This window comes from Williamsia sp., from assembly GCF_036566845.1.
Taxonomy (GTDB): Bacteria; Actinomycetota; Actinomycetes; order Mycobacteriales; family Mycobacteriaceae; genus Williamsia.
The window spans coordinates 21181-44435 of sequence record NZ_DATCVM010000245.1 but is presented as its reverse complement, the minus strand read 5'-3'; the positions used below and the strand labels follow the sequence as shown (position 1 = coordinate 44435).

The following is a 23255-nucleotide window of genomic DNA, read 5'->3' as shown; positions in this document are numbered from 1 at the left end:
TTACGCTCATCGTGAGCCGAACACGCCGGTGCCCGGCGGGGGTTCGTTGCCGGGCTAGCGACCGAGTGGTCCCCGGCCCAGTCGCAGCAGCAGCATGGCAAGCGTGTGGCCTTCTTGACCGAGCTCACTGAAGCGGTTGAGGACCTTCATCTCACGGCTGTGGACAAGTCGGGTGCCACCGGATGCCATCCGGGTCTGCCCGATGCGCTTGGAGACCGCGGTGCGGCGTTTGATCGCGGCGAGGATTATCGCGTCGACACGGTCGATTTCGCGGCGCAGGTCGTCGATGTCCTCGGGGAGATCGCCCACGTCAGACCCGAGATCGAGGCCTGACAGATCAATAGGCTGGTCAGCAGTCACGGGCCCAAGTGTGCCACGCACGGTGAGGGCACTGGTAAGAGTGGTCGTTGTGCCCCACTCCGCAGCGACCGATCAGTCGACTGGTCGAACTCTGCCGTCGGCTTCGTCTCGGTCCGATGGTCGAGTTCCGCCTTCGGCTTCATCTCCGTCGAAGGATCGAGTTCCGCGGTCGGGCCCTGCGGGCGGTGTCAGGTCGCCGGGCCGGATCGCTCTGTGGATTGCCGCAGCCCTGATCCTCGGGCAACTTGCCGCGCGGATCGCGCTCGTGGCGGGGGCAGATTTCTATTGGGATGATCTGGTCTTCATCGGCCGAGCCACCGAGCGATCGACTTTTTCGTGGGACTTCCTCATGGCCGGCCACGACGGTCATCTGATGCCGGGTGCATTTCTGGTGGCGGGCCTCAGTACCGACCTGGCGCCGTTGAACTGGGCAGTCCCGGCGGTCACCCTGGTGGTGGGACAGCTGCTGGCATCGATCGCCGTGCTCAGGATGCTGATCGTCATCACGGGCCGGATGCGTCCGGCACTGCTGATCCCGCTCGCGTTCTACCTCTTCACGCCGCTGACCGTGCCGGCATACACATGGTGGGCGGCGGGCCTCAACACCCTTCCGATGCAGATCGCGATGGCGGTTGTCGTGGCCGAGGCCGTCCAATTGTGTCGTGGTCGGGCGACGAACCGCAGGAGGGTGATCGCCCGCGCGCTGATCGTGTTCGTCATCGGTCTGGCGTTCTTCGAGAAGTCGATCCTGATCGTGCCGGTGGCGATGACGGCCGCGATGTTCTGGTGCCTGATGTCGGGTCGCGGCGCCACCATCGGGCAAGCAGCGCGCACGGCCTGGACCTCGGCGCGCGAATTGTGGATCGGGCTGTGCTCGATCGCAGCGGTCTGGGTGGCGTTGTATCTGATCGTCGTTCCCCCCGACACCGAGGAACACTCGGTCGGCCAGACTCTGAAGATCGCCTGGCGTTCGGTCAACGCAGGCATCATCCCCGGGATGCTCGGCGGGCCGTGGGACTGGGAACGCTGGTTGCCGAGCCCACCGTTCGGCTCGACGTGCTGGCAGGTGAAAGTGCTCGGCTGGCTGCTGGTGTTGGGGGCCGCCGGTTACGCCCTGTACGCCCGCCGGCATGCCGGATGGGTCCTCGCCGTCGTGGCCGGGTATGTGTACTTGCTGCAGATGCCGATCATCTGGAACCGCACTGGGGCACACACCACCATCGAACTGGCACAGACGCTGCGCTACCTACCCGACACCGCACTGGTCATCACCATCGCGATGACGCTGATCCTGATGGCCCCGACCCGGAGGCGAGGTATCGGGCACAGCCACCCGCGGTGGGTGCGTCCCGTCGCGGTGGTGGCCGTGGCCGGATTCGTCGTCAGCTCACTGATCGCCACCCACAACTTCTCCAAGGAATGGCGGATCGACCCGACCGGTGAGTACCTCGCGAACGCGCGGGCGTCCCTGGCGGCGTCCCGGGACACCCCGATGTTCGACCATCAGCTCCCGATCCACGTCCTGTTGCCACTGGTCAAGCCCTACAACACGGTGAGCAAGGTGTTCGGCAGCCTGTCCGACCGTCCGGAGTTCGATGCGCCGACAGACGAGTTGCACGTGCTCGACGACTCCGGCAGATTGGTCCCCGCGGACATCACGGCGCTTCGCAGCACCAGCGCCGGTCTCGGTGACTGCGGCAACCCCGAGGTCACCGCTCCGACCGATCTCGAACTCGACGGCCCGCTGATCGTCTGGTCATGGAAGGTGGCGTTGCCGTATTGCGCCACCACCGACGGAGAGATCGAGATCGGTCTCGCCGACGGCGACCCGGTGACAGCTCCGGTCAAAGCTGGACTGAACGCCGTCTATGTCCAGGTACACGGCGGCGGGACCCAGATCAGGGTCCGACCGCTGACCCCGGGACTCGGACTCCACATCGGGCAGGTCCGGGTCGGTGAACTCGTGCGGGTGCCGTGATCCGGTCTCCGGCAACCCTCACACCGGGACGACGGTGACCACCTCGATGCCGCTGACCCCGGCATCGGCGAGTGTCTTCTCCGTTGCATCGGCGGCATCGGCCTCGGCGAACACCCACCGAACCGGTGTCTTCCCGGCGGCGCCGGTCTGCGCCTTGGCGGCGGCGATCAGGGCCTCCGTGCCATCCCGGGTGCTGCTCAATGTGCCGCCGGTGCCGATGTTCTCCGAGTAGCCGGGGCCGAATGCGCTCAGCAGGGTGCCATCGGGCGCCCGGCCGTCGAACGCCTGACCCCCGACGACGTAGGTGTACGTGGAGTTGATCCCGGTGATCTGCAGGTTGTAGTCGCGGCTCTCGGCGCTGCCCTTGAATCCGGTCCGCGTCCAGGCACCGGTCGGCTCGGCGGTCGACACCTGTTCGTTGGCGGCGAGAGCCTTGGTGAGTGCTGTCGGATCCTGGTCGAGGTACGCGGTGAACACATAGGACACGTCCCCTTTGAGGGACCCGTCCTCGTTGGGGACATTGAACGGACACCGGGTTTCACCGCGACCGTTGAGCGGGATGACCACGGTGTGGGTGCAGGTCGCGCCGACCGGTCGGTCGTTGAGGGCGAGGGTCATGTCGCCGACGATGGTGATGGAACCGGGGGAGGCCGTCCCGGGGGTGGTTGCGACATACGTGACGATGTACTCGCAGACCGGAGGACTGCAGGGCGCCGGCGCCACTGTGAGGCGGAAGCCGCTGGCGTCGAAGTTCGGGTTCAGATATGGCGCCGGGATGTGTGCGAGGGTGACGGCCTGCTCATCGATCGCGCCATAGATCCCGCCGATCTCACCCGGCTCCAGGGGCTCGACCGACAAGTCGACGTCGACCACCGAGCCGCCGGGCTGATCCAGAGGCCCGACAACGGTCGCGAGGGTGTCGGTGCCGTCGACCGTGGTGGTGCGCAATGTGCCACCGGCGACGATGGTTCCGTCGTTCTCGGCGACGATGTCGGGTGGTGCCGCCGGACCGAACCGCTCGTCGGGCGTTCCGATCAGTCCGGTGACGGTCCCCATTGCGTCCATGTCCAGCGACGAGTTGTCGTTGCCCAGCGCCAGGCCCAGTGCCGGTGGGGCCAGGAGAATGCCCAGATCGGGGAATGTCGCCGGGTCGAGAGCAGCCCAGTCGGCCGCGACCGCCTCGTAGTTCATCTTGGGCTTTTCCAGATGGCTTTTCCAGAAGCTGGCCGAGCCCTTGGCGTACGTCTGACCATTCACGCCGATGATGTCGGCGGTCTCCCCGCCGATCTTGATCGAGCCGCGCAAGTCACCGCCGGCCGTCACCTCGACCTCATCGAGGTTGATCTTGTCGGTCCCGGAGGTGACGGTGCCCGAGTACGTGGCGCCGCGCTGGTTCGCGAAGTCCAGCGCGACCGCGGTGAGCTGCTTCTGGGCCAGGATCGACGGGGGTGCCACGGCGGTCCCGTCAGCGCTGCGCGGGAGGAACATGGCCACCACGACCGCGATCAGCGCCACGACGGCGACTCCCAGTGCGATTTTTGGGATTGTGTTGCTCTTCAACGTGATGCCCCCACCCTTGAGTGGCGATGATGTTACCGAACGCGTGTGAGCGGCGGTGCAGTCGTGAGGTGTCGGTGCGAGCGGGTAACTTTGGAGGACGATGAAAAGCGCTGCTCCCCACCCGTCGTTGCCGGGCATGGCCACTGGAAACCTGCATGAGCACTCCCGCACGGAGTCGAGGCGTGCCCAAGAGTTGCTCGATGGGCTCAATCTGCAGCAGCGGGCAGCGGTCCTGCACGCCGGTTCGCCGTTGCTGATCGTTGCCGGTGCCGGTTCGGGCAAGACCGCGGTGCTGACCCGACGGATCGCCTATCTGCTTGCCGAGCGGGATGTCAGTCCAGGTCAGATCCTGGCGATCACGTTCACCAACAAGGCGGCCGCGGAGATGCGGGAACGGGTGGTCGATCTGGTGGGCCCGCGCGGGCATCGCATGTGGGTCAGTACGTTCCACTCCACCTGTGTCCGCATCTTGCGGGCCCAGGCATCTCTGCTGAGTGGGATGAACTCGAACTTCTCGATCTACGACGCCGACGACTCGCGCCGGTTGCTGGGCATGATCGTGCGTGACCTGGATCTGGATCCGAAGAAGTTCAGTCCGCGTGGTGTGGGTATCTCGATCTCCAACTTCAAGAACGAACTCGTCGATCCCGATGCGGCGACGGTCGCTGCCGAGGAGGCCGGGGAGCCTGCGGGGAAGACGATCGCGCAGATATACCGGCAGTATCAGCAGCGCCTGCGCTCGGCGAACGCGTTCGACTTCGACGACCTCATCGGCGAGACCGTGGGTCTGCTGCAGGCCTTTCCCGAGGTCGCGGAGTACTACCGGCGCCGGTTCCGGCACGTGCTGGTGGACGAATACCAGGACACGAACCACGCGCAATACGTACTCGTCCGGGAGTTGGTCGGCACCGGTGCCGTCGGCAACGTGACGCCGGCGGAACTGTGTGTTGTCGGTGACGCAGACCAGTCGATCTACGCCTTCCGCGGGGCGACGATTCGCAACATCGAGGAGTTCGAGAGAGACTTCCCGAACACCGAAACCATTCTCCTGGAACAGAATTACCGTTCCACCCAGACGATCTTGTCGGCCGCGAACGCGGTGATCTCGCGCAACGTCGGGCGTCGTGAGAAGAAGCTCTGGACCGACTCCGGTGACGGTGAACTGATCGTCGGTTACGTCGCCGACAACGAACACGACGAGGCGCAGTTCATCGCCCGGGAAATCGACGCCCTCACCGACACCGGCGACTTCACCTATTCGCAGATCGCCGCGTTCTACCGCACCAACACCGCTTCGCGAGCACTCGAAGAGGTGTTCATCCGCCTCGGCATCCCGTACAAGGTTGTCGGCGGAGTCCGCTTCTACGAGCGCAAAGAGGTCCGGGACGTCGTCGCCTATCTGCGCACGGTGGCCAATCCCGATGACACCGTGAGTTTGCGACGCATCCTGAACACGCCCCGGCGGGGCATCGGCGACCGTGCCGAGGCCTGTGTCGCGGTGCATTCGGAGAACACCGGAGCCAGCTTCTACCAGGCGTTGATCGACGGTTCCGAAGGCAAGGTCCCGCTGTTGGGAACCCGTGCGGTCAAACAGATCTCGGCCTTCGTCGAACTTATCGAAGGGCTACGCAAAGATTTTCTGTCGAGCTTTGGTGAGGCCGGATCGGATGCCGCCGACATCGCCGAGATGGACGCCGGGAACGAGGCCGGCGACATCGGTGAGCTGGTGGATGCGATCGTCGAACGCACCGGATACCGCTACGAACTCGAGGGCTCGTCTGATCCGCAAGACGGTGCTCGTCTCGACAACATCAACGAATTGATATCGGTGGCAAGGGAATTCAGTGCCGAAGCCGCGGACGCGGTGGCGACGCAGATACCGGAGACGCAGATCGACGGTGCCGGCGACGGCGTCTTGGCGCAGCCCGAGGATCCCGATCTCGAACCTGATCCGGGTGAGCCCGAACCGGGTTCGCTGGCGGCGTTTTTGGAGCGCGTGGCGTTGGTGGCGGATGCCGACCAGGTGCCTGACGACGAAGACGGTGTCGTGACGCTGATGACTCTGCACACCGCGAAGGGCCTCGAGTTCCCCGTTGTATTCGTGACCGGCTGGGAGGACGGCCAGTTCCCGCACATGCGTGCACTCGGTGATCCGGCCGAGTTGTCGGAAGAGCGCCGGCTGGCCTATGTGGGCATCACACGTGCTCGCAATCGGCTGTACCTCAGCCGCGCGATGGTCCGGTCCGCGTGGGGAACACCCATGCAGAATCCGGAATCCCGCTTCCTGCAAGAGATTCCGCAGCACCTCATCGACTGGCGCCGCACTGAACCGAAGCGCAGCATGGGCCGGGGTCTGAGCGATGGCACCCGTGACTATGGCGACAACGGCCGCGGGTTCGGCGGCGACCGCTTCGGTGGTTCGTCCCGACCGGGGACGCAGCGGCGAGAATCGTTCGGCTCACCCACCCGTGGTCGCAACAAGCAGGTCCACGTCGAGGTGGGCGATCGTGTCACCCACGCCAAGTACGGGATGGGGAAGGTGGTTGCCAAGGAAGGCGCCGGACCCACCGAACGGGTCAAGTTCGACTTCGGAAGCGCCGGACAGATCACGCTGATGTCGCTGGGTGGACTGCCCGTGGAGAAGCTCTGAGCTACTGACACGAGAAAGCCGGCACCTCATCGATGCAGGCTTTCTTGTCGTGCGGAAATCGACTTGCGGGTGCGGACGTGAGACGCTCCCCGCGGGCAGGTAGCTCGGATCAGCTGGTGTATCCGGAGAGCTGCACACCGTGTGAGGCGAGCCATGGTGTCGGGTCGGTTTTGGTGGTGCCGTTCTTCCAGACCTCGAAATGCAGGTGGGGCCCGGTGGAGAAGCCTTCGTTGCCGACCTCGGCGATCACGTCGCCTGCCGTGACGGTCTGACCCTTCTGAACGTGCACGCCACTGGACGACATGTGGCCGTACATGGTGACGGTGCCGTCGGGTGCCTGGATCTGGACCCAGTGCCCGTATCCGGACGCCGGGCCGGCCTCGATCACAACACCGTCGGTGACGGCGTGGATGGGGGTGCCCAGCGGAGCTGCCATGTCGATGCCACCGTGGAACGAACCCCACCGGCTGGCGTACGCCGAGGTGAAGTCATAGGCACCGAGAGCGATCGGGGAGGCGATCGTCGGTTTGAGGGCGGCGACGGCTTCAGCCTTCTTGGCATCTGCGATCGCCTGCCCGGTTGCGAGCTGGGCCGTGAAGGCGTCCATGTTGGCCGGTGCGGGTGCGGCGGCCAGTCCGGCGGCCGGTGCGTCGATGTTGCCGGGATAGGCCACCGGGGTGGGCGCTGCGGTCTGTGCGGGCTCGTCGGACTGCTGGGCGAATGAACCTGTTGCGGCTGCCACGGCGGCTCCGGCGGCGACCGCGAGGAGTGCGGCGCGACCTTTCAGTGCCTGCGGCGGCGCGGCGATGCGATGTTTACCGCCACTGCGGACCGGGGAACGCTGTTTCCGTGGGGACCATTCAGGAGCATCGTCGTTCGGGGCGAAGTCGTCGAACTCGGCGCCGCGGACGTCAAACGGATGTTCGTGGACGATCTCGTCGAACTCGATCTCCGCGACCACGATGTCTTGGGTGATCTCGGCGGGCCGGGGCTTGTCGTATGCGTCTCGGTCGAATCGACGGGTGCCGGTCGATCGGCGGGTTTCGGCATCCGACTCGTTACGCCACTGACTCAGTGGGCCGTCTGCGTACTGCTCCAGACCGAAGTCGTCGATGGGGATGATGCTGGTGATCTCATCGTCACGGACGCCGTCGGGGCGCTGCTCGTCCAGGGTTCCGGCCGAAGCGCGCGAACGTGCGCTGCCTCCGGTAGTCGTTCCGCGAGCGTCCAACTTTGAGCCTTCCTAGCGTGTACAGAAGCAGTTCGAGGTAGTTCCACCGACCTGCACGGGCGATTTGCTGTGACAAACCCGTTACCTTCTGACTCAGCGACGGTAACGAAATGATTGCGACGCCCGCAACCGCACATGGATTTAAGGCCCCGATTGTGAGCTGGATCACCAGATTGCGTACGCTTTGTCCGGATGCCGCGCCGCTGGTCGAGCGCGTCGAATCGCAACTGGTCGGCCGAGCGGACAGACAGCGAGTGATCTGAGGCACAAGCGGCGGTAGCAGTGGTAGGCGTCGTTTCTGACGGCGTTACAGTCGTCGTGGTTCGCAGGCACCAACTGCGGACAAACCTACGAGATGGTGAGCTGAATGGATCTCTTCGAATACCAGGCGAAGGAACTCTTCGCCAAGCACGAGGTGCCGACCTCGGCAGGACGTGTTACCGACACGGTTGCCGGCGCACGTGAAATCGCCGAAGAAATCGGCAAGCCCGTGATGGTCAAGGCCCAGGTGAAGGTCGGCGGCCGCGGCAAAGCGGGTGGCGTGAAGTACTCCGCCGATGTCGATGCCGCAGTGGCGAACGCAGAGGCCATCCTCGGCCTCGACATCAAGGGCCACGTTGTCAAGAAGCTGCTGGTCGCAGAGGCGAGTGACATCGCTGAGGAGTACTACATCTCCTTCCTGCTCGACCGCACCAACCGCACTTACCTGGCCATGTGCTCGGTGGAGGGTGGCGTCGAGATCGAAGTCACCGCCGAAGAGAACCCTGACGCACTGGCCAAGATCCCCGTCGACGCCGTCAAGGGTGTCGACCTCGCATTTGCCCGCAGCATCGCCGAAGCCGGCAAGCTGCCCGCCGAGGTGCTCGATGCCGCGGCCGTCACGATCCAGAAGCTCTGGGAGGTCTTCATCAACGAAGACGCCATCCTGGTCGAGGTCAACCCCCTCGTGCGTACGCCGACCGATGAGATCCTCGCCCTCGACGGCAAGGTCACGTTGGACGAGAACGCCGCATTCCGTCAGCCCGGCCACGAGGCCTTCGAGGACCGGGACGCGACTGACCCGCTCGAGCTCAAGGCCAAGGAGAACGACCTCAACTACGTCAAGCTCGACGGTGAGGTCGGAATCATCGGTAACGGTGCCGGTCTGGTCATGTCGACCCTGGACGTCGTTGCCTACGCAGGCGAGAAGCACGGCAACGTCAAGCCCGCCAACTTCCTCGACATCGGCGGCGGCGCCTCGGCTGCAGTCATGGCTGCCGGCCTGGACGTCATCCTGAACGATGAGCAGGTCAAGAGCGTGTTCGTGAACGTCTTCGGCGGTATCACCGCATGTGACGCGGTTGCCAACGGCATTGTCGGCGCACTGAAGACCCTGGGCGACGAGGCCAACAAGCCGCTCGTCGTTCGCCTGGACGGAAACAACGTCGACGAGGGTCGCCGCATCCTCGCAGAGGCCAACCACCCGTTGGTGACGGTCGTCGGAACCATGGATGAGGCCGCCGACAAGGCCGCCGAACTGGCGAGCAAGTAGGAGCTGTAGATCAATGTCGATTTTTCTGAACAAAGATTCCAAGGTCATCGTCCAGGGCATCACCGGCGGCGAGGGCACCAAGCACACCGCTCTGATGCTCAAGGCCGGCACCCAGGTCGTCGGCGGCGTCAACGCACGTAAGGCCGGCACCACCGTCAGCCATGACGGCGGAGTCGAGCTCCCCGTGTTCGGCACCGTTGCCGAGGCCATCGAGAAGACCGGCGCCGACGTGTCGATCGCATTCGTGCCGCCGAAGTTCGCCAAGGACGCGATCATCGAGGCCATCGACGCCGAGATCCCGCTCCTCGTTGTCATCACCGAGGGCATCCCGGTGCAGGACAGCGCATACGCGTGGGCCTACAACGTGTCCAAGGGCAACAAGACCCGCATCATCGGCCCGAACTGTCCCGGCATCATCACCCCGGGTGAGTCGCTGGTCGGCATCACCCCGGCCAACATCGCCGGCTCGGGCCCGATCGGCCTCGTGTCGAAGTCGGGCACGTTGACCTACCAGATGATGTTCGAGCTGCGTGAGATCGGCTTCTCGACCGCCATCGGCATCGGCGGCGACCCGGTCATCGGAACCACCCACATCGACGCCATCGAGGCGTTCGAGAAGGATCCCGACACCAAGATCATCGTCATGATCGGTGAGATCGGTGGAGACGCGGAAGAGCGCGCCGCCGATTACATCAAGGCCAACGTGACCAAGCCTGTTGTCGGCTACGTCGCCGGCTTCACCGCTCCCGAGGGCAAGACGATGGGCCACGCCGGCGCCATCGTGTCCGGCAGCCTGGGTACCGCGCAGGCCAAGAAGGATGCGCTCGAGGCTGCAGGTGTGAAGGTCGGCAAAACGCCGTCCGAGACCGCCGCACTGGCTCGCGAGCTGTACAAGAATCTGTAACCAGCTCACCTGAGTTGCTTCGCCGATGGCGCCTAACCCTGTGCGGGGTCGGCGCCATCGGTCGTTTGAGGACTCGGCCGATGGCGCCAGGTCTGACGAAGTAATGTTCCCGGGAGACTGCCACAATCGGGTGCGGAAGGCTGATAGATGACTGATGTGCCAGCGGAAGAACCAACGGAGCCAGCGGAATTCACCGTGATCACCGGCCTCGACGAGGTCATCGATTCCGGGACCGAGCGGCCGAAGATCGATGTGGTGGCCCGGGTTGCCGGAGCAAATGTGGTGCACCTGTCGTTGCGGGCAGGCCAGGTGATGGCCGACCATCGATCGGCGATGCCCATTCTGGTGATCGGCCAGCGGGGCCTGATCGAGTTCTCGGTGGGCGGTGAGCGCGTGGAACTCTCACCGGGAACCGCGGTCAACGTCGCTGCCGGCGTGACCCACAAACTCGTCGCAGTGGAGGACTCGGCTGCCACGCTGTTGGTTCTCAAAGATGCGCGTTGATCACCGCCCGGTGACGGGAGAACTGTCATCGCAACCGATTCTGTCGCCACAACACGGTGGTCGAGTATCGTTCAATGAGCGATAGCGGATACAAGACACCGGCTTTCAGAGCGGCGAAGAGAGCGGTAGGCCAATGGTCACTGGTGCGACGTTGACGTCGGGCGTGGTTCGCCGCGCGCGCGGCCTCTATGGTGTCGCGGTTCGTATTCCTGTTGCCGGCCCGCTGATCGAGCGGGGAGCGACCGAGGCGACCGCGTTGGGTGAGCAGGCCATCGAGACCGCGGTTGCACTGACCCGGTCCGCGCTGAAGGTCATCATCGGCGAAGTCATCACCGCCCTCGTCGAAGAGGTCGATCTGACCGAACTGGTCTTGAATCATGTCGACCTGGACAAGATCGCCACCGAGATCGATCTGGACGGAATCGCCGCGCGCATCGACATCGATGCGATCCTGGGCCGCGTCGACATCGACGGGGTGATCGAGACGGTGGATCTCAATCGTGCGGTGGGCGGTGTCGACATCGATGCGATCGCGGGCCGGATCAACATCGACGCCATTCTCGCCCGCGTCGATTTGATCGGCCTGGCCAATGAGGTCATCGACGGTGTCGACCTGGAGGCGATCGTCCGCCAGTCCACGACGACGCTCACCAACGGGGTCCTCGACGACGTCCGCGTGCAAGGTGCCCACGCCGACGACGTGGTCGCGGGCGTGTTCGGGAAACTGTTGGGCCGCAAGCCCGCTCCGCACAACGGCGGAAGGGTCATCAACGGCGTGATCGACGGGCCTTCGACCACCTCGATCACGGAAGTGGTCGTCGATGTCCACCGCCGCGAGCCCGATGAGCCACCGGCAGGTAAGCCATGACAGATGCGACACCCTTGCCGCATCACACCAACGAGCCGCGTCACACGAGCAAGGATGCCCTCGACACCAGGGCGGCAGGTATCGTGAGCCGAGGTGTGGCGGCGGCGATCGACGTGGTGGTCGTGATCGTGATCGTCGGCTCGATATATCTCTTCTTCTATCTGCTCGGATTGCTGTTCAGCACCGGAACATTCGACGCTCCGAACCCGAACATCGTGCTTTCCAGCATCGCGTCGTATTCGATCGCGGTGATCTACATGACCACGTGCTGGATGGTCTCGGGCCGGACAGTCGGCTCGGTGGCGATGGGGCTCGAAGTGGTCAGCCGCGACGGAAGTCGGCTCGGTCCCTCGCGTTCGCTGTTGCGGGCACTCTTCTACGCCTTCTTCCCGATCGGGTTGGCGTGGGTGGCAGTTCACCGTCGGCGCCTGTCGGTGCAGGACATGGTGCTGCGGAGCCGGGTCGTCTACGCCTGGTGAGCCTTCGGGGCTCGCTCGCCGGCGGTGGCCATCCGCGAATTCAACGGGGTGACAATCGATGTGGGGTGGCAGCGGCGGTCCGGTGGGGCGGTAGTGGGGGTGGTGGGTGCCGCCGAAGAATCGAACACATCACACCTACTGCGCGATTGGTTGGAGTGTTCGTGGTGGGCCTCGGTATTCTCGACAGACAATGACATCTGCAACCGAGGGTTCCCCGTCGCCGGCACCGGTGACCCGCCGTGGTCTGGCGAAGGCTGCCCGGCGGCGTGAACTGCTGGCAGCGGCGGCCCGGTTGATGGCAGAACGGGGTTTTGCCGGTGTGCGACTGGAAGACATCGGAGCCGCGGTCGGGGTCAGTGGTCCGGCGATGTATCGACATTTCACCGGCAAAGACGCAGTTCTCGCCGAAATGCTCATCACCATCTCGCAACGCCTGCATGGCGGTGGCGAGGCAGTGGTCGCCGCGTCGACCGACGATGCCGATGCACTGGAACGGCTGATCGAATTCCACGTCGACTTCGCCACCACCGAACCCGAACTGATCCGCGTACAGGACCGCGACCTGTCCTCACTGACTCCGGAAGCCAGTCGTGAGGTCCGCAGGCTGCAGCGTCAATACGTCGAATTGTGGACGGACGTACTGGTCCGGGTGGACCCGTCGATACCCAGGCAGGAGGGCCGCACCCGCGTCCACGCGGCGTTCGGCCTGATCAACTCGTCACCGCGGCTGCCGGAACTCGAGATCGACCGCCAGCAGAAGTTGTTGGCGCAGATGGCCCGGGCCGCGCTGACCGCCGCCCGCAGCTAGCTCCCACCGCCGTCCGGCCCACCACCCACCGCAAGCGCTCCGCTTGTACGAAGACGCTCCACAAATATGTGGAGCGTCTTCGTATTTCTGGAGCGTTTGCGGCGGTGGGTGGAGGTCAGATGCCGAGCGCGGCGGTCTGGTCGGTGACAGCCTCCCGGTAGCGGGCCACGTTGGCCATCTTGATGTCTTCGTACCCACGGACCATGTCGGGCAACTCGGCGACGGCAACAACGCCGTGCCGGCGGTCCGGGGTGATGGTTCCGTTCGCCAAACCGGTCAGCGCCCGCTCGATGACCTCACGGTATTCACCGATCAGCGCCCGCTCGGTGGTACGGACCTCGGCCCGTGCGAAGGGGTCGAACCGGGTGCCGCGCAGACGTTTTCCCTTCGCCAATGCAGCGAGCGCCGGTGCTGCCCGGCGGCCGAGGGCGATCTTGTTCTTCATACCCATGGCCCGCAGCGTCGGCGGATGCAGCCGGACGGCAACCTTGGCGTCATCGCCGAACTGATCGGCCACCTCGGCCGCGAACGCGGCATCGTGGGTGAGCCGGGCCACCTCGTACTCGTCCTTGTACGCCATGAGCTTGAACAGGTTGCGCGCCACCGCGTCGGTCAGGTCGTCCATTCCGCTGCGCTGTGCAACGTGGGTGACAAATGCGACGTATTCGCCTGCGTACGCGATGTTCTGGTACGCGATCAGCTCGTCGACCCGATACTGGACGACCTGCAGGACGGCGGGGCGCAGTGCGGTCAACTCGCTGGTCAGCCGCACCGCGTCGGCGCTCGGTTGCCAGGGCGTGGGCGCCGGGTGGGCCGCGGCGATGGCTGCGGTCACCTCGCCGCGATTCGCAACCACCTGACGTCCACGACGGAACGCCTGCAGGTTGCGTTCTACCGCAACACCGTTCAGTTCGACGGCGCGTTCGATCGACGCGGCCGAGATGGGCATCGCACCGGACTGATAGGCGGCACCCACCATGAGCATGTTCGCGTACTGCTCGTCGCCGAACAGGTCGAGGGTCAGCGCACCGGGATCGAGGTAGATCGCGCGTGCCACCGAGTGATTGATCGAGTCCGCGATCGCGGTGTTGTCGGGATAGGAGACCGACGTGTCGATGACCATGGCACCGGTCGGGATCTTGGTGGTGGACACCACCGCGGTGGTCTTGTCGGGAGAGGCGACCTTGAGGTTGGCCGGATCGACGCCGACCAGTCCGTCGCACGACAGATACATGTCGCAGTCGCCGGTGGCGACCTTGGCGGCCTGCTCGACGACGCCCGCGCTGACCTTCACGTCGCTGACGACGGCGCCGCCCTTCTGTGCCAGTCCGGTCATGTCGACGGTCCGGGCGACATGACCGTCGAGGACGGCGGCGGTGGCGATCACCTGGGAGACCGTCACCACGCCGGTGCCGCCGATCCCGGTGACCCGCAGCGTGAAACCGTCGTCGATGGACTTGGACGAGAACGGTTCGGGCAGCACAGCGTTGTCGATGTCGGCCACGGTGTGCCGGACCCGTTCCTTGTCCGACGGGATCACGGTGACAAAGGAGGGGCAGTCGCCCTTCAGGCAGGAGAAGTCGAGGTTGCACGAACTCTGATCGATCTTGGTCTTGCGTCCGAACTCGGTGTCCACCGGATGCACCGACAGGCAATTCGACTTCTCACCGCAGTCGCCGCAACCCTCGCAGATCCGCTCGTTGATCATCACGCGCTGCTTCGGTGGGGTTGCCTTGCCGCGCTTGCGCTTACGGCGTGTCTCGGCCGCGCATGCCTGATCGTGGATGAGCACCGTGACACCGGCGGTCGCGGCCAGTTCTTGCTGGGCGGCCAGCATCTCATCGCGGGGACGAACCTCGACGCCCGCCGGCAGATGCAGTGCCCGCGTGCGGATCGGATCGTCGGAGGTGACGATGATGCGGTTCACCCGTTCGGCCTGCAGCAGACTCACGATCTGGGGCAGCGTCATCTGGCCGACCGGATCCTGGCCGCCGGTCATCGCGACTGTGCCGTTGAACAGCAGTTTGTAGGTGATGTTGGCACCCGAGGCGACAGCTGATCGCAGCGCGAGTGACCCCGAGTGCATGAACGTCCCGTCGCCGATGTTCTGCACGAAGTGCTGTTCCGAGACGAACGGTGCCATGCCCAGCCATTGGGCGCCTTCGCCGCCCATCTGGGTCACCCCGGCGATCTCACCGACCTGGTGCGGATCCATCAGGAGAACCATTGCGTGACAGCCGATCCCGGCGCCGACGAGGGTTCCTTCGGCAACCTTGGTGGAACTGTTGTGGGGGCAGCCGGAGCAGAAGTAGGGGCTGCGGACCGCAAGTGGGAGTTCGATGCGTCCTCGACTGCGCCCCTTGGTGTCGAGCCAGTTCTGTGCTGCCGGGATCTCGTGATGACGAGCGAGCCGACCGGCGAGTCCGCGCGTGACGGAATCGATGTCGAGTTCGCCGAAGCGCGAGAACAGGGTTGAACCGTCCTCATGTGTCTTGCCGACGATGGCGGGGACGTCGGGACGGCGGAAGAGGATGTCGCGCATCATCGTCTCGATGAAATCGCGCTTCTCCTCGACGACGATCACCTCGTCGAGGCCCTTGATGAACTCGTCCAAGATCTCGCGTTCGAACGGGTAGACCATACCCATCTTCAGGATGCGGATGCCCAGGAGCGACAGGTCGGCATCGGTGATACCGATGAGCCGCAACGCTTCCCGGACGTCCATGTACGTCTTGCCGGCAGCGACGATCCCGATGCGGTCGCCGGTGGTGCGTTGCACGATCCGATTGAGCCGGTTGATGCGGGCGTACTCGGTGGCGCGGGGCAACCGGATGGTGAGCTGATTCTGTTCGAGCTCCATCAGGTTGGCACCCAACAGCTTTCCGCTCGGCACGTGGGGGCTGGTGCCGAGGTCGCCATACACCGGCAGGATGCGGTCGGGGTGGACATCGGCCGTGGAGGCACCGTCGGCGACGTGTGCGGAGATCTTGAACGATGTCCACAAGCCGGAGACCCTCGACATGATGGCGGCATGGACGCCGAGATCGAGGATGTCCTGGGAGTCTGCGGGGTAGAGGATGGGCATGTAGAGGTCGGCCAGTGCCATCTCCGACGCGCAGGGGACCGTGGAGCTCTTCGCTCCGGGGTCGTCGCCGACGAGGGCAACGGCGCCGCCGGCGGAGTGCGTTCCGATGATGTTGGCGTGGCGCAGTGCGTCGGTGGCCCGGTCGAGGCCGGGGGCCTTGCCGTACCAGTAGCCGACAACCCCGTCCCGGACGATGCCGTTGGTGCCCGCGGCGAGTGTGCCGACCTGGGCAGCCACCTGCGACCCCATCACGGACGTCGCGGCCAGGTCTTCGTTGAGACCGGGGCGGTGGACGATGTCGAACGGGTCGAGGTACTTCGCGCGGCGGGCGATCTCGAGGTCGTATCCGGCCAGCGGTGAACCCTCGTATCCGGAGATGAACGAGGAGGTGTTCAGGTTCTGACGGCGGTCGAGGCGGGCGCGGTCGCGGACCATGCGCACCAGGGCCTGGATGCCGGTGAGGTAGACGGTCCCGGTCTCCCGGGTATAGCGATCATCGAGCGAAAAGGATTCAACACCCGCGGAACTTCCGCCGAGTGGATCGCGATCGTGATCGCCTTCGTTGGGGTGGTGCTGGACGAGGGTCATGGCTGTTTACCTGGCTCTCTATCTATTTGGTTTGTATCCGCCCCGGGGGTGGTGGGGCGAAGACGTGCGTTTTCGGTAAGCCGATCGTACTGCACCACTGTGACTGAGCCCACATCCGCCGAGCGTGCCCATATCCCCGCCGAGCGTGCCCATATCCCCGTCGAGCGTGCCGAACGCGCAGCGTCGGCGACGGGTCGGTGTATCCCAGCCGTAGCGTCGGCCCGGTTGGCCGCCGACCAGGCACGCTATGCGGTCGGATCGGCACGGTCGGCGGCAACGAGGGCACGGTCGGCGGTAACGAGGGCCCGCTCGGCGGTAGCGATGGCACGGTCGGCGGTAACGAGGGCCCGGTCGGCGGTAACGAGGGCACAGTCGGCGGTAACGAGGGCCCGGTCGGCGGCGCGTTGGGCACGCTCGACGGGGATATGGGCCCGCTCGGCGGGTTGGGTGGTGTAGGCGGGCAATCGGCGAATCGATGACCGGATCGGCGTGACAATTGGTGCGTGATGCGCGTAACGTTCAAACTCAGTTAATCGCTCCTAACTGAAAGGGGTGGGCATTGACGTCCACAACCGCAGTCGCCGGCCAGTGGCGGCAGGCGCACGAATCCAATGTCGCCGAACTGCGCGAACGGCTCGGCCGCGTCGCCGGTGGTGGCGGCGAGAAGGCGCGTGAGCGCCACCTGTCCAGGGGAAAGTTGCTCCCCCGGGACCGCATCGACACGCTCCTCGATGCCGGGAGCCCATTCCTCGAAGTGGCCCCTTTGGCCGCGGAGGACATGTACGGCGGCAAGGCTCCGGCCGCCGGTGTGATCGCCGGTATCGGCCGCGTGGCCGGGCGGGAATGCCTGATCATCGCCAATGACGCCACCGTCTCGGGCGGCACCTACTACCCGGTGACCGTCAAGAAGCACCTGCGGGCGCAGGAGATCGCCGCCGCGAACCGCCTGCCCTGCATCTACCTCGTCGACTCCGGTGGCGCGATGCTGCTGGAACAGGACGAAGTGTTTCCCGACCGCGACCACTTCGGCCGCATCTTCTACAACCAGGCCAACATGAGCGCCGCCGGAATCGCACAGATCTCGGCAGTCCTCGGTTCGTCGACCGCCGGCGGCGCGTATGTGCCGGCGATGAGCGACGAGACGGTGATCGTGCGGGATCAGGGCACCATCTTCCTGGCCGGTCCGCCGCTGGTGAAAGCGGCCACCGGAGAAGACGTCAGCGCCGAAGACCTCGGTGGCGGACTGATGCACTCGACAGTGTCCGGTGTCACCGACCACCTCGCCGTCAACGACGAAGATGCCCTCGAGCGCGTCCGTCGCATCGTGGCGACCCTCGGCCCGCAGGAGGCCCCGCAGTGGGACGTCCAGCCGGTTCGGGAACCGAAGGCCGCGCAGACGGACCTCTACGACATCGTCCCCACCGATGCCCGCACCCCGTACGACGTGCGCGCTGTCATCGAAACGGTTGTCGACGGCGGTGAGTACAACGAGTTCAAGGCGGGTTACGGCACCACGCTGGTGACCGCGTTCGCCCACATCCACGGACATCCGGTGGGCATCATCGCCAACAACGGTGTGCTGTTCAGTGAAAGTGCCCTCAAGGGAGCACATTTCATCGAACTGTGCGACAAACGCAAGATCCCGCTCGTGTTCCTGCAGAACATCACCGGGTTCATGGTCGGACGTGAATACGAGCAGGGTGGTATCGCCAAGAACGGTGCCAAGATGGTCACCGCCGTGGCGTGCGCCCGCGTACCGAAGTTCACCGTGATCATCGGCGGCTCCTTCGGTGCCGGCAACTACTCGATGTGTGGCCGCGCGTACTCGCCCCGTTTCCTGTGGATGTGGCCCAACGCCCGGATCTCGGTCATGGGTGGCCCGCAGGCCGCCGACACCCTGGGGACGGTGCGCCGCAACCAGATCGAACGCGGTGGTGACCAGTGGGATCCCGCCGACGAAGAGGCGTTCAAGGCCCCGATCCGCGAGCAGTTCGAAAAGCAGTCCGGCGCTTACTACTCGACAGCTCGCCTGTGGGACGACGGCGTCATCGACCCGGCCGATACCCGCACCGTGCTCGGGCTGGCACTGGCTTCCGCACGCCGAGCGCCGTTGGCGCCGGTGTCCTACGGCGTCTTCCGGATGTGAGAGGCACCAACATGGCCACCAAGACAATCAAGACAGTTCTCATCGCGAACCGTGGCGAGATAGCCTGCCGCGTCATCCGCACCCTTCGGGCTCAGGGAATCCGCAGTGTTGCGGTGTATTCCGATGCCGACGCCGATTCGCTGCACGTGCGGCTCGCCGACGAGGCAGTCCACATCGGTCCCGCGGCAGCCACCGCGAGCTACCTCGACATCGCCAAGGTGATCGACGCCGCACAACGGGTCGGTGCCGATGCGGTCCATCCGGGCTACGGATTCCTGTCGGAGAACGCGGCTTTCGCCCGCGCGCTGCAGGAGGCGTCGATCCTGTTCCTCGGTCCGCCCACCCAGGCAATCGAGGTCATGGGTGACAAGATCGCCGCTCGCGCCGCGGTCTCCGAGCGCGATGTCCCGGTTGTCCCGGGTATTTCCCGTCCGGGACTCACCAACGACGAATTGATCGCGGCAGCAAGCGATATCGGATTCCCGGTGCTGATCAAACCGAGTGCCGGCGGTGGTGGCAAGGGCATGCACCGGGTGGAAGACCCCGCCGACCTCGCCGCCGCACTGAACACCGCTCGTCGCGAGGCCGGTGCCGCGTTCGGCGACGATACCCTGTTCCTGGAGCGGTTTGTCGACACCCCGCGCCACATCGAGGTGCAGGTTCTCGCCGACACCCACGGCAACGTTGTGCATCTCGGGGAACGTGAATGTTCCCTGCAGCGACGACATCAGAAGGTCATCGAAGAGGCCCCGTCGGCTCTGCTCGATGCCGCGACCCGGGCCCGGATCGGTGCGGCGGCCTGTGACGCCGCCCGCTCGGTGGGGTACACCGGCGCCGGAACCGTCGAGTTCATCGTCTCCGCCCACCGTCCCGACGAGTTCTTCTTCATGGAGATGAACACCCGTCTGCAGGTGGAACATCCGGTCACCGAACTCGTCACCGGCATCGATCTGGTGGAGTGGCAACTCCGGGTGGCGGCCGGCGAGAAACTCGACTTCGGCCAGGACGACGTGACCATGACCGGTCACGCCATCGAGGCCCGTGTCTACGCGGAGGATCCGGCTGCCGGGTTCCTGCCGACCGGCGGCGAACTGCTGCTGGTCGACGAGCCGAGCGGGCCCGGGATCCGGGTCGACTCCGGCATCGTCACCGGCGGGGTGGTCGGCAGCGACTACGACCCCATGCTGGCGAAGGTCATCGTCCACGGCGAGGACCGCGCCGATGCCATTGCCCGACTGCGCGCCGCGCTGGCCGACACCCATGTCCTCGGTGTGCGCACCAACATCGACTTCTGCCGATTTGTGCTCGACGAGCCACGGGTTCGTGACGGCGACCTCGATACCGAGCTGCTCGATCGCCTCATCGTCGACTACACGCCGCCGGCTGTGCCGCCGGAGGCCCTGGCGCTGGTCGGTCTGCACCGGACCCGGCGGGCCCGCCACGGCGGCACCCCCTGGACGTCGGAGGTGGGCTGGCGCATCGGTGGACCGGCGGCCACGCGTACCCGGCTGAAGGTCGGTGACGAGCGGGTCACGGTGTCGGTGACCGGATCCGAGAACGACGCCGACGTGGCGGTCGGAGAATGGACTGCGTCGGCATCGCTGCACGGTGAGCGGTTCACGATCGATGGCGCCGGATCGCGGTGGCTCATCGCCGAATCCAATCCCGATGCCGAACTCGGTCATGAACATCACCAGGAATACTGGATCAGCGGACCCGATGGGATCTGGGAAGTTGCCACCGCGCACATCCTGAAATCGTCGGACGCGGACGAAGCCCTCAGTGAGATCACCAGCCCGATGCCGGGAACCGTTGTGGCGGTGCTCAATCCCGGTGGCGAAGCAGTCGAGGCCGGCGCGCCGGTACTCGTGGTCGAAGCGATGAAGATGGAACACACCCTGACTGCTCCCCGCGCCGGTGATCTCACCGTCTCGGTGAAAGTCGGCGACAAGGTCACCGCCGGTCAGAAGCTGGCCGTGATCGTCGACCAGGCAGCACAAGAACACTCGGAAGGAACCCCCGCATGACCGTCACGGATGACCTGACAGCCGAATACGACGAGCTCCGCAAAACCGTTGCCGACTTCGCGCAGCAGGTGGTGGCGCCGGTCTCGGCGAAACATGATGCCGAGCACAGCTTTCCGTACGACGTGGTTCGGCAGATGGGGGAGATGGGGCTGTTCGGCCTGCCATTCCCCGAAGAATACGGCGGCATGGGCGGCGACTACTTCGCCCTCGCCCTGGCCCTGGAAGAACTCGGCAAGGTCGACCAGTCCGTGGCCATCACCCTCGAGGCCGGCGTCGGCCTCGGTGCCATGCCGATCTATCGATTCGGCAACGAAGAGCAGAAGCAGAAGTGGTTGCCCGACCTGACCGCCGGAAAGAACTTGGCCGGCTTCGGGCTCACCGAACCCGGAGCGGGTTCGGACGCCGGGGCCACGGCCACCACGGCGAAACAGGACGGCGACTCGTGGGTGATCAACGGCTCCAAGCAGTTCATCACCAACTCCGGCACCGACATCACCTCTCTGGTCACGGTCACCGCCGTTACCGGCACACGCGCACCGGGCGCCGACGGGCGTCCCCGTAAGGAGATCTCCACCATCATCGTGCCCAGTGGCACACCGGGATTCACTGCAGAGCCGGCGTACAACAAGGTGGGCTGGAATGCGTCGGACACCCATCCGCTGAGCTTCGACGACGCGCGGGTACCCACGGAGAACCTGCTCGGTGAACGTGGCCGGGGCTATGCCAATTTCCTTTCGATTCTCGACGAGGGCCGGATTGCGATCGCCGCGTTGGCCACCGGCGTCGCCCAGGGCTGTGTGGACGAGAGTGTGAAGTACGCCAAGGAGCGGCAGTCGTTCGGCCGGCCCATCGGCGACTACCAGTCGGTGTCGTTCGCGATTGCCCGGATGGAGGCGAGGGCCCACACGGCCCGCACCGCCTACTACCACGCAGCGTCGAAGATGCTGGCCGGCAAGCCGTTCAAGAAGGAAGCCGCGATCGCCAAGCTCGTCTCCAGCGAGGCTGCAATGGACAACGCGCGCATGGCAACTCAGATCCACGGCGGATACGGCTTCATGAACGAGTACCCGGTGGCACGTCACTACCGCGACTCGAAGATCCTCGAGATCGGCGAGGGTACCACCGAGGTCCAGCTGATGCTCATCGCACGAGAGTTGGGATTCGCATGAGCAACAACACCCCTGAGGCCGAACCCAGGCGCGTCACGCAGCGCGGCCTGTATTTTGACGAGTTCGAGATCGACACCGTGTACGAACACCGTCCGGGACGGACGGTCACCGAGGCCGACAACGTTCTGTTCACGACCCTCACGATGAACACCCAGGCCCTGCACCTCGACGCCGCATTCGCCGCCGAACAGCCGGGTTTCGGGGGCGAACGTCTGGTCAACTCGATGTTCACGCTGTCGACCATCGTGGGGCTTTCGGTGAGTCAGCTGACCCAGGGCACCCTGGTGGCCAACCTGGGCTTCTCGGAGATCGCGTTCCCTAAACCGCTCTTTCACGGTGACACGCTCTACGCCGAGACCGTGTGCACGGGAAAACGGGAAAGCAGATCCCGGCCCGGTGAAGGCGTGGTGTCATTGCGTCATATAGGAAAGAATCAGCACGGCGACGTGGTGGCCGTTGCGCAACGCTCGACATTGGTTCGGAAGAGACCATGACAATCGAGGTAGAACGCACAGGAGGAGAATCGGTGACGAACTGGAGTCCACCGGGACCGGCGATCTTGTTCGTACCGGCCGACCGGCCGGAGCGATATGCCAAGGCGGCCGAACGTGCCGATGCCGTGATCATCGATCTCGAGGACGCGGTCCGTCCCGAAAACCGCGATGCTGCACGTGAGGCGTTGATCAACAACCCGATCGACCCCAACATCACGATGGTCCGGATCAATCCGGCCGGCACCGGTGATCACCTGAAGGATCTCAAAGCGCTGGCGCAGACCGACTACCGCGTGGTGATGCTGGCGAAGGCAGAAAGCGCTGAGCAGCTGCTGCCGGTCGGATATCAGGTCGTCGCGCTGGTGGAGACCCCGCTGGGGGCCACCAAGGCCGATCAGATCGCGGCTGCCCCCAACTGCATCGGACTGATGTGGGGCGCCGAGGATCTGATTGCCGCGATGGGTGGCCGGTCCAGCCGGTTCACCGCGGGTGAGGAGAACACCGGCCGGTACCGCGACGTGGCCCTGCAGGTTCGCGGCATGGTCCGCCTGGCCTGTGCCGGCCACGGGCGATTTGCCGTCGACTCGGTCCACATCGACATCGCCGACACCGAGGGTTTGCGGTTGGAGGCCCTCGACGCGGTGAACCTGGGATACGAGGCAACAGCCTGCATCCATCCGTCCCAGGTCGACATCGTGCGGGCGGCTTACAGTCCCACCGATGACGAGATCAGTTGGGCCCGTGAGGTCCTCGACGCCGCTGCAGCCAACGTTGGCGGTGTGTTCCGGGTGAAGGGCCAGATGATCGATTCGCCGCTGCTCGGACAGGCAGAGGCCATCATGCGACGGGCTCCGCAAGCAGATTGACCCGGTG

General features: G+C 65.2%; 18 protein-coding genes. 13 read left to right on the top strand and 5 right to left on the bottom strand.

Translation table 11 applies throughout. The features are described 5' to 3' along the window. Positions 1–54: 54 nt before the first annotated feature. On the bottom strand, positions 55–360 hold the full coding sequence (locus VIQ49_RS23960; RefSeq protein WP_331889092.1) for a chorismate mutase: 306 nt from the start codon (positions 358–360) through the stop codon (positions 55–57). Positions 361–625: 265 nt separating this feature from the next. On the opposite strand from VIQ49_RS23960, the gene VIQ49_RS23955 reads away from it, so the two are divergent. Next, positions 626–2338 (top strand): hypothetical protein, encoded by a 1713-nt coding sequence (locus VIQ49_RS23955; RefSeq protein WP_331889091.1) that lies wholly within the window; start codon positions 626–628, stop codon positions 2336–2338. A gap of 18 nt (positions 2339–2356) precedes the next feature. Here VIQ49_RS23955 and VIQ49_RS23950 read toward each other — a convergent pair whose 3' ends face one another. Continuing rightward, on the bottom strand, positions 2357–3898 hold the full coding sequence (locus tag VIQ49_RS23950) for a hypothetical protein (protein ID WP_331889090.1): 1542 nt from the start codon (positions 3896–3898) through the stop codon (positions 2357–2359). Positions 3899–3998: 100 nt separating this feature from the next. Between VIQ49_RS23950 and VIQ49_RS23945 the strand changes: the two genes are divergently transcribed. Beyond that, the gene (locus VIQ49_RS23945) at positions 3999–6548 is read left to right on the top strand and encodes a UvrD-helicase domain-containing protein (RefSeq protein ID WP_414731706.1); all 2550 of its coding nucleotides are present in this window, start codon (positions 3999–4001) and stop codon (positions 6546–6548) included. Positions 6549–6657: 109 nt separating this feature from the next. Here VIQ49_RS23945 and VIQ49_RS23940 read toward each other — a convergent pair whose 3' ends face one another. Then, positions 6658–7779, bottom strand: a complete 1122-nt coding sequence (locus VIQ49_RS23940; RefSeq protein ID WP_331889089.1) for a M23 family metallopeptidase — start codon at positions 7777–7779, stop codon at positions 6658–6660. Between the two features lie 367 nt (positions 7780–8146). On the opposite strand from VIQ49_RS23940, the gene sucC reads away from it, so the two are divergent. From sucC to VIQ49_RS23910, 6 genes are all read left to right on the top strand, one after another. Beyond that, the gene (gene sucC / locus VIQ49_RS23935) at positions 8147–9310 is read left to right on the top strand and encodes an ADP-forming succinate--CoA ligase subunit beta (RefSeq protein WP_331889088.1); all 1164 of its coding nucleotides are present in this window, start codon (positions 8147–8149) and stop codon (positions 9308–9310) included. Between the two features lie 13 nt (positions 9311–9323). Next, complete coding sequence (gene sucD, locus VIQ49_RS23930) at positions 9324–10214, top strand: succinate--CoA ligase subunit alpha (RefSeq protein ID WP_020108503.1); 891 nt, start codon at positions 9324–9326, stop codon at positions 10212–10214. Positions 10215–10361: 147 nt separating this feature from the next. After that, positions 10362–10718, top strand: a complete 357-nt coding sequence (locus VIQ49_RS23925) for a cupin domain-containing protein (RefSeq protein ID WP_331889087.1) — start codon at positions 10362–10364, stop codon at positions 10716–10718. Positions 10719–10851: 133 nt separating this feature from the next. Next, positions 10852–11586 (top strand): hypothetical protein, encoded by a 735-nt coding sequence (locus VIQ49_RS23920; protein WP_331889086.1) that lies wholly within the window; start codon positions 10852–10854, stop codon positions 11584–11586. Continuing rightward, the gene (locus tag VIQ49_RS23915; RefSeq protein WP_331889085.1) at positions 11583–12065 is read left to right on the top strand and encodes an RDD family protein; all 483 of its coding nucleotides are present in this window, start codon (positions 11583–11585) and stop codon (positions 12063–12065) included. Before VIQ49_RS23920 ends, VIQ49_RS23915 begins: the two co-directional genes overlap by 4 nt. 190 nt (positions 12066–12255) lie before the next feature. Beyond that, entirely contained in the window at positions 12256–12873 is a 618-nt protein-coding gene (locus VIQ49_RS23910; protein WP_331889084.1) for a TetR/AcrR family transcriptional regulator, read from the top strand. 115 nt (positions 12874–12988) lie between these two features. Here the strand turns inward: VIQ49_RS23910 and VIQ49_RS23905 are convergent, their stop codons facing one another. Both VIQ49_RS23905 and VIQ49_RS29040 read right to left on the bottom strand, forming a co-directional pair. Further along, the gene (locus tag VIQ49_RS23905) at positions 12989–16546 is read right to left on the bottom strand and encodes an indolepyruvate ferredoxin oxidoreductase family protein (protein ID WP_331889083.1); all 3558 of its coding nucleotides are present in this window, start codon (positions 16544–16546) and stop codon (positions 12989–12991) included. Positions 16547–16791: 245 nt separating this feature from the next. Beyond that, entirely contained in the window at positions 16792–17010 is a 219-nt protein-coding gene (locus VIQ49_RS29040) for an alanine-zipper protein (protein WP_414731705.1), read from the bottom strand. Positions 17011–17168: 158 nt separating this feature from the next. On the opposite strand from VIQ49_RS29040, the gene VIQ49_RS23895 reads away from it, so the two are divergent. Genes VIQ49_RS23895 through VIQ49_RS23875 form a run of 5 tightly spaced genes read left to right on the top strand, consistent with a single transcriptional unit; the run spans position 17169 to position 23248 of the window. Further along, positions 17169–18692, top strand: coding sequence for a carboxyl transferase domain-containing protein (locus VIQ49_RS23895; RefSeq protein ID WP_414731709.1), 1524 nt, complete (start codon positions 17169–17171; stop codon positions 18690–18692). Between the two features lie 11 nt (positions 18693–18703). Beyond that, a complete protein-coding gene (locus VIQ49_RS23890) occupies positions 18704–20719 on the top strand; it encodes an acetyl/propionyl/methylcrotonyl-CoA carboxylase subunit alpha (RefSeq protein WP_331889080.1) in 2016 nt (671 codons plus the stop codon). Next, on the top strand, positions 20716–21888 hold the full coding sequence (locus VIQ49_RS23885; protein WP_331889079.1) for an acyl-CoA dehydrogenase family protein: 1173 nt from the start codon (positions 20716–20718) through the stop codon (positions 21886–21888). The genes VIQ49_RS23890 and VIQ49_RS23885 overlap by 4 nt, the downstream gene beginning before the upstream one ends. Further along, positions 21885–22382, top strand: coding sequence for a MaoC family dehydratase (locus VIQ49_RS23880; RefSeq protein ID WP_331889078.1), 498 nt, complete (start codon positions 21885–21887; stop codon positions 22380–22382). The genes VIQ49_RS23885 and VIQ49_RS23880 overlap by 4 nt, the downstream gene beginning before the upstream one ends. Beyond that, positions 22379–23248, top strand: coding sequence for a CoA ester lyase (locus VIQ49_RS23875; protein WP_331889077.1), 870 nt, complete (start codon positions 22379–22381; stop codon positions 23246–23248). The genes VIQ49_RS23880 and VIQ49_RS23875 overlap by 4 nt, the downstream gene beginning before the upstream one ends. Positions 23249–23255 lie beyond the last annotated feature (7 nt).

Coding starts and splice junctions, on each gene's coding strand:
- VIQ49_RS23945 (WP_414731706.1), top strand. CDS start 3,999: ATGAAAAGCGCTGCTCCCCACCCGTCGTTGCCGGGCATGGCCACTGGA.
- sucC (WP_331889088.1), top strand. CDS start 8,147: ATGGATCTCTTCGAATACCAGGCGAAGGAACTCTTCGCCAAGCACGAG.
- sucD (WP_020108503.1), top strand. CDS start 9,324: ATGTCGATTTTTCTGAACAAAGATTCCAAGGTCATCGTCCAGGGCATC.
- VIQ49_RS23925 (WP_331889087.1), top strand. CDS start 10,362: ATGACTGATGTGCCAGCGGAAGAACCAACGGAGCCAGCGGAATTCACC.
- VIQ49_RS23920 (WP_331889086.1), top strand. CDS start 10,852: ATGGTCACTGGTGCGACGTTGACGTCGGGCGTGGTTCGCCGCGCGCGC.
- VIQ49_RS23915 (WP_331889085.1), top strand. CDS start 11,583: ATGACAGATGCGACACCCTTGCCGCATCACACCAACGAGCCGCGTCAC.
- VIQ49_RS23910 (WP_331889084.1), top strand. CDS start 12,256: ATGACATCTGCAACCGAGGGTTCCCCGTCGCCGGCACCGGTGACCCGC.
- VIQ49_RS23905 (WP_331889083.1), bottom strand. CDS start 16,546: ATGACCCTCGTCCAGCACCACCCCAACGAAGGCGATCACGATCGCGAT.
- VIQ49_RS23890 (WP_331889080.1), top strand. CDS start 18,704: ATGGCCACCAAGACAATCAAGACAGTTCTCATCGCGAACCGTGGCGAG.
- VIQ49_RS23885 (WP_331889079.1), top strand. CDS start 20,716: ATGACCGTCACGGATGACCTGACAGCCGAATACGACGAGCTCCGCAAA.
- VIQ49_RS23880 (WP_331889078.1), top strand. CDS start 21,885: ATGAGCAACAACACCCCTGAGGCCGAACCCAGGCGCGTCACGCAGCGC.
- VIQ49_RS23875 (WP_331889077.1), top strand. CDS start 22,379: ATGACAATCGAGGTAGAACGCACAGGAGGAGAATCGGTGACGAACTGG.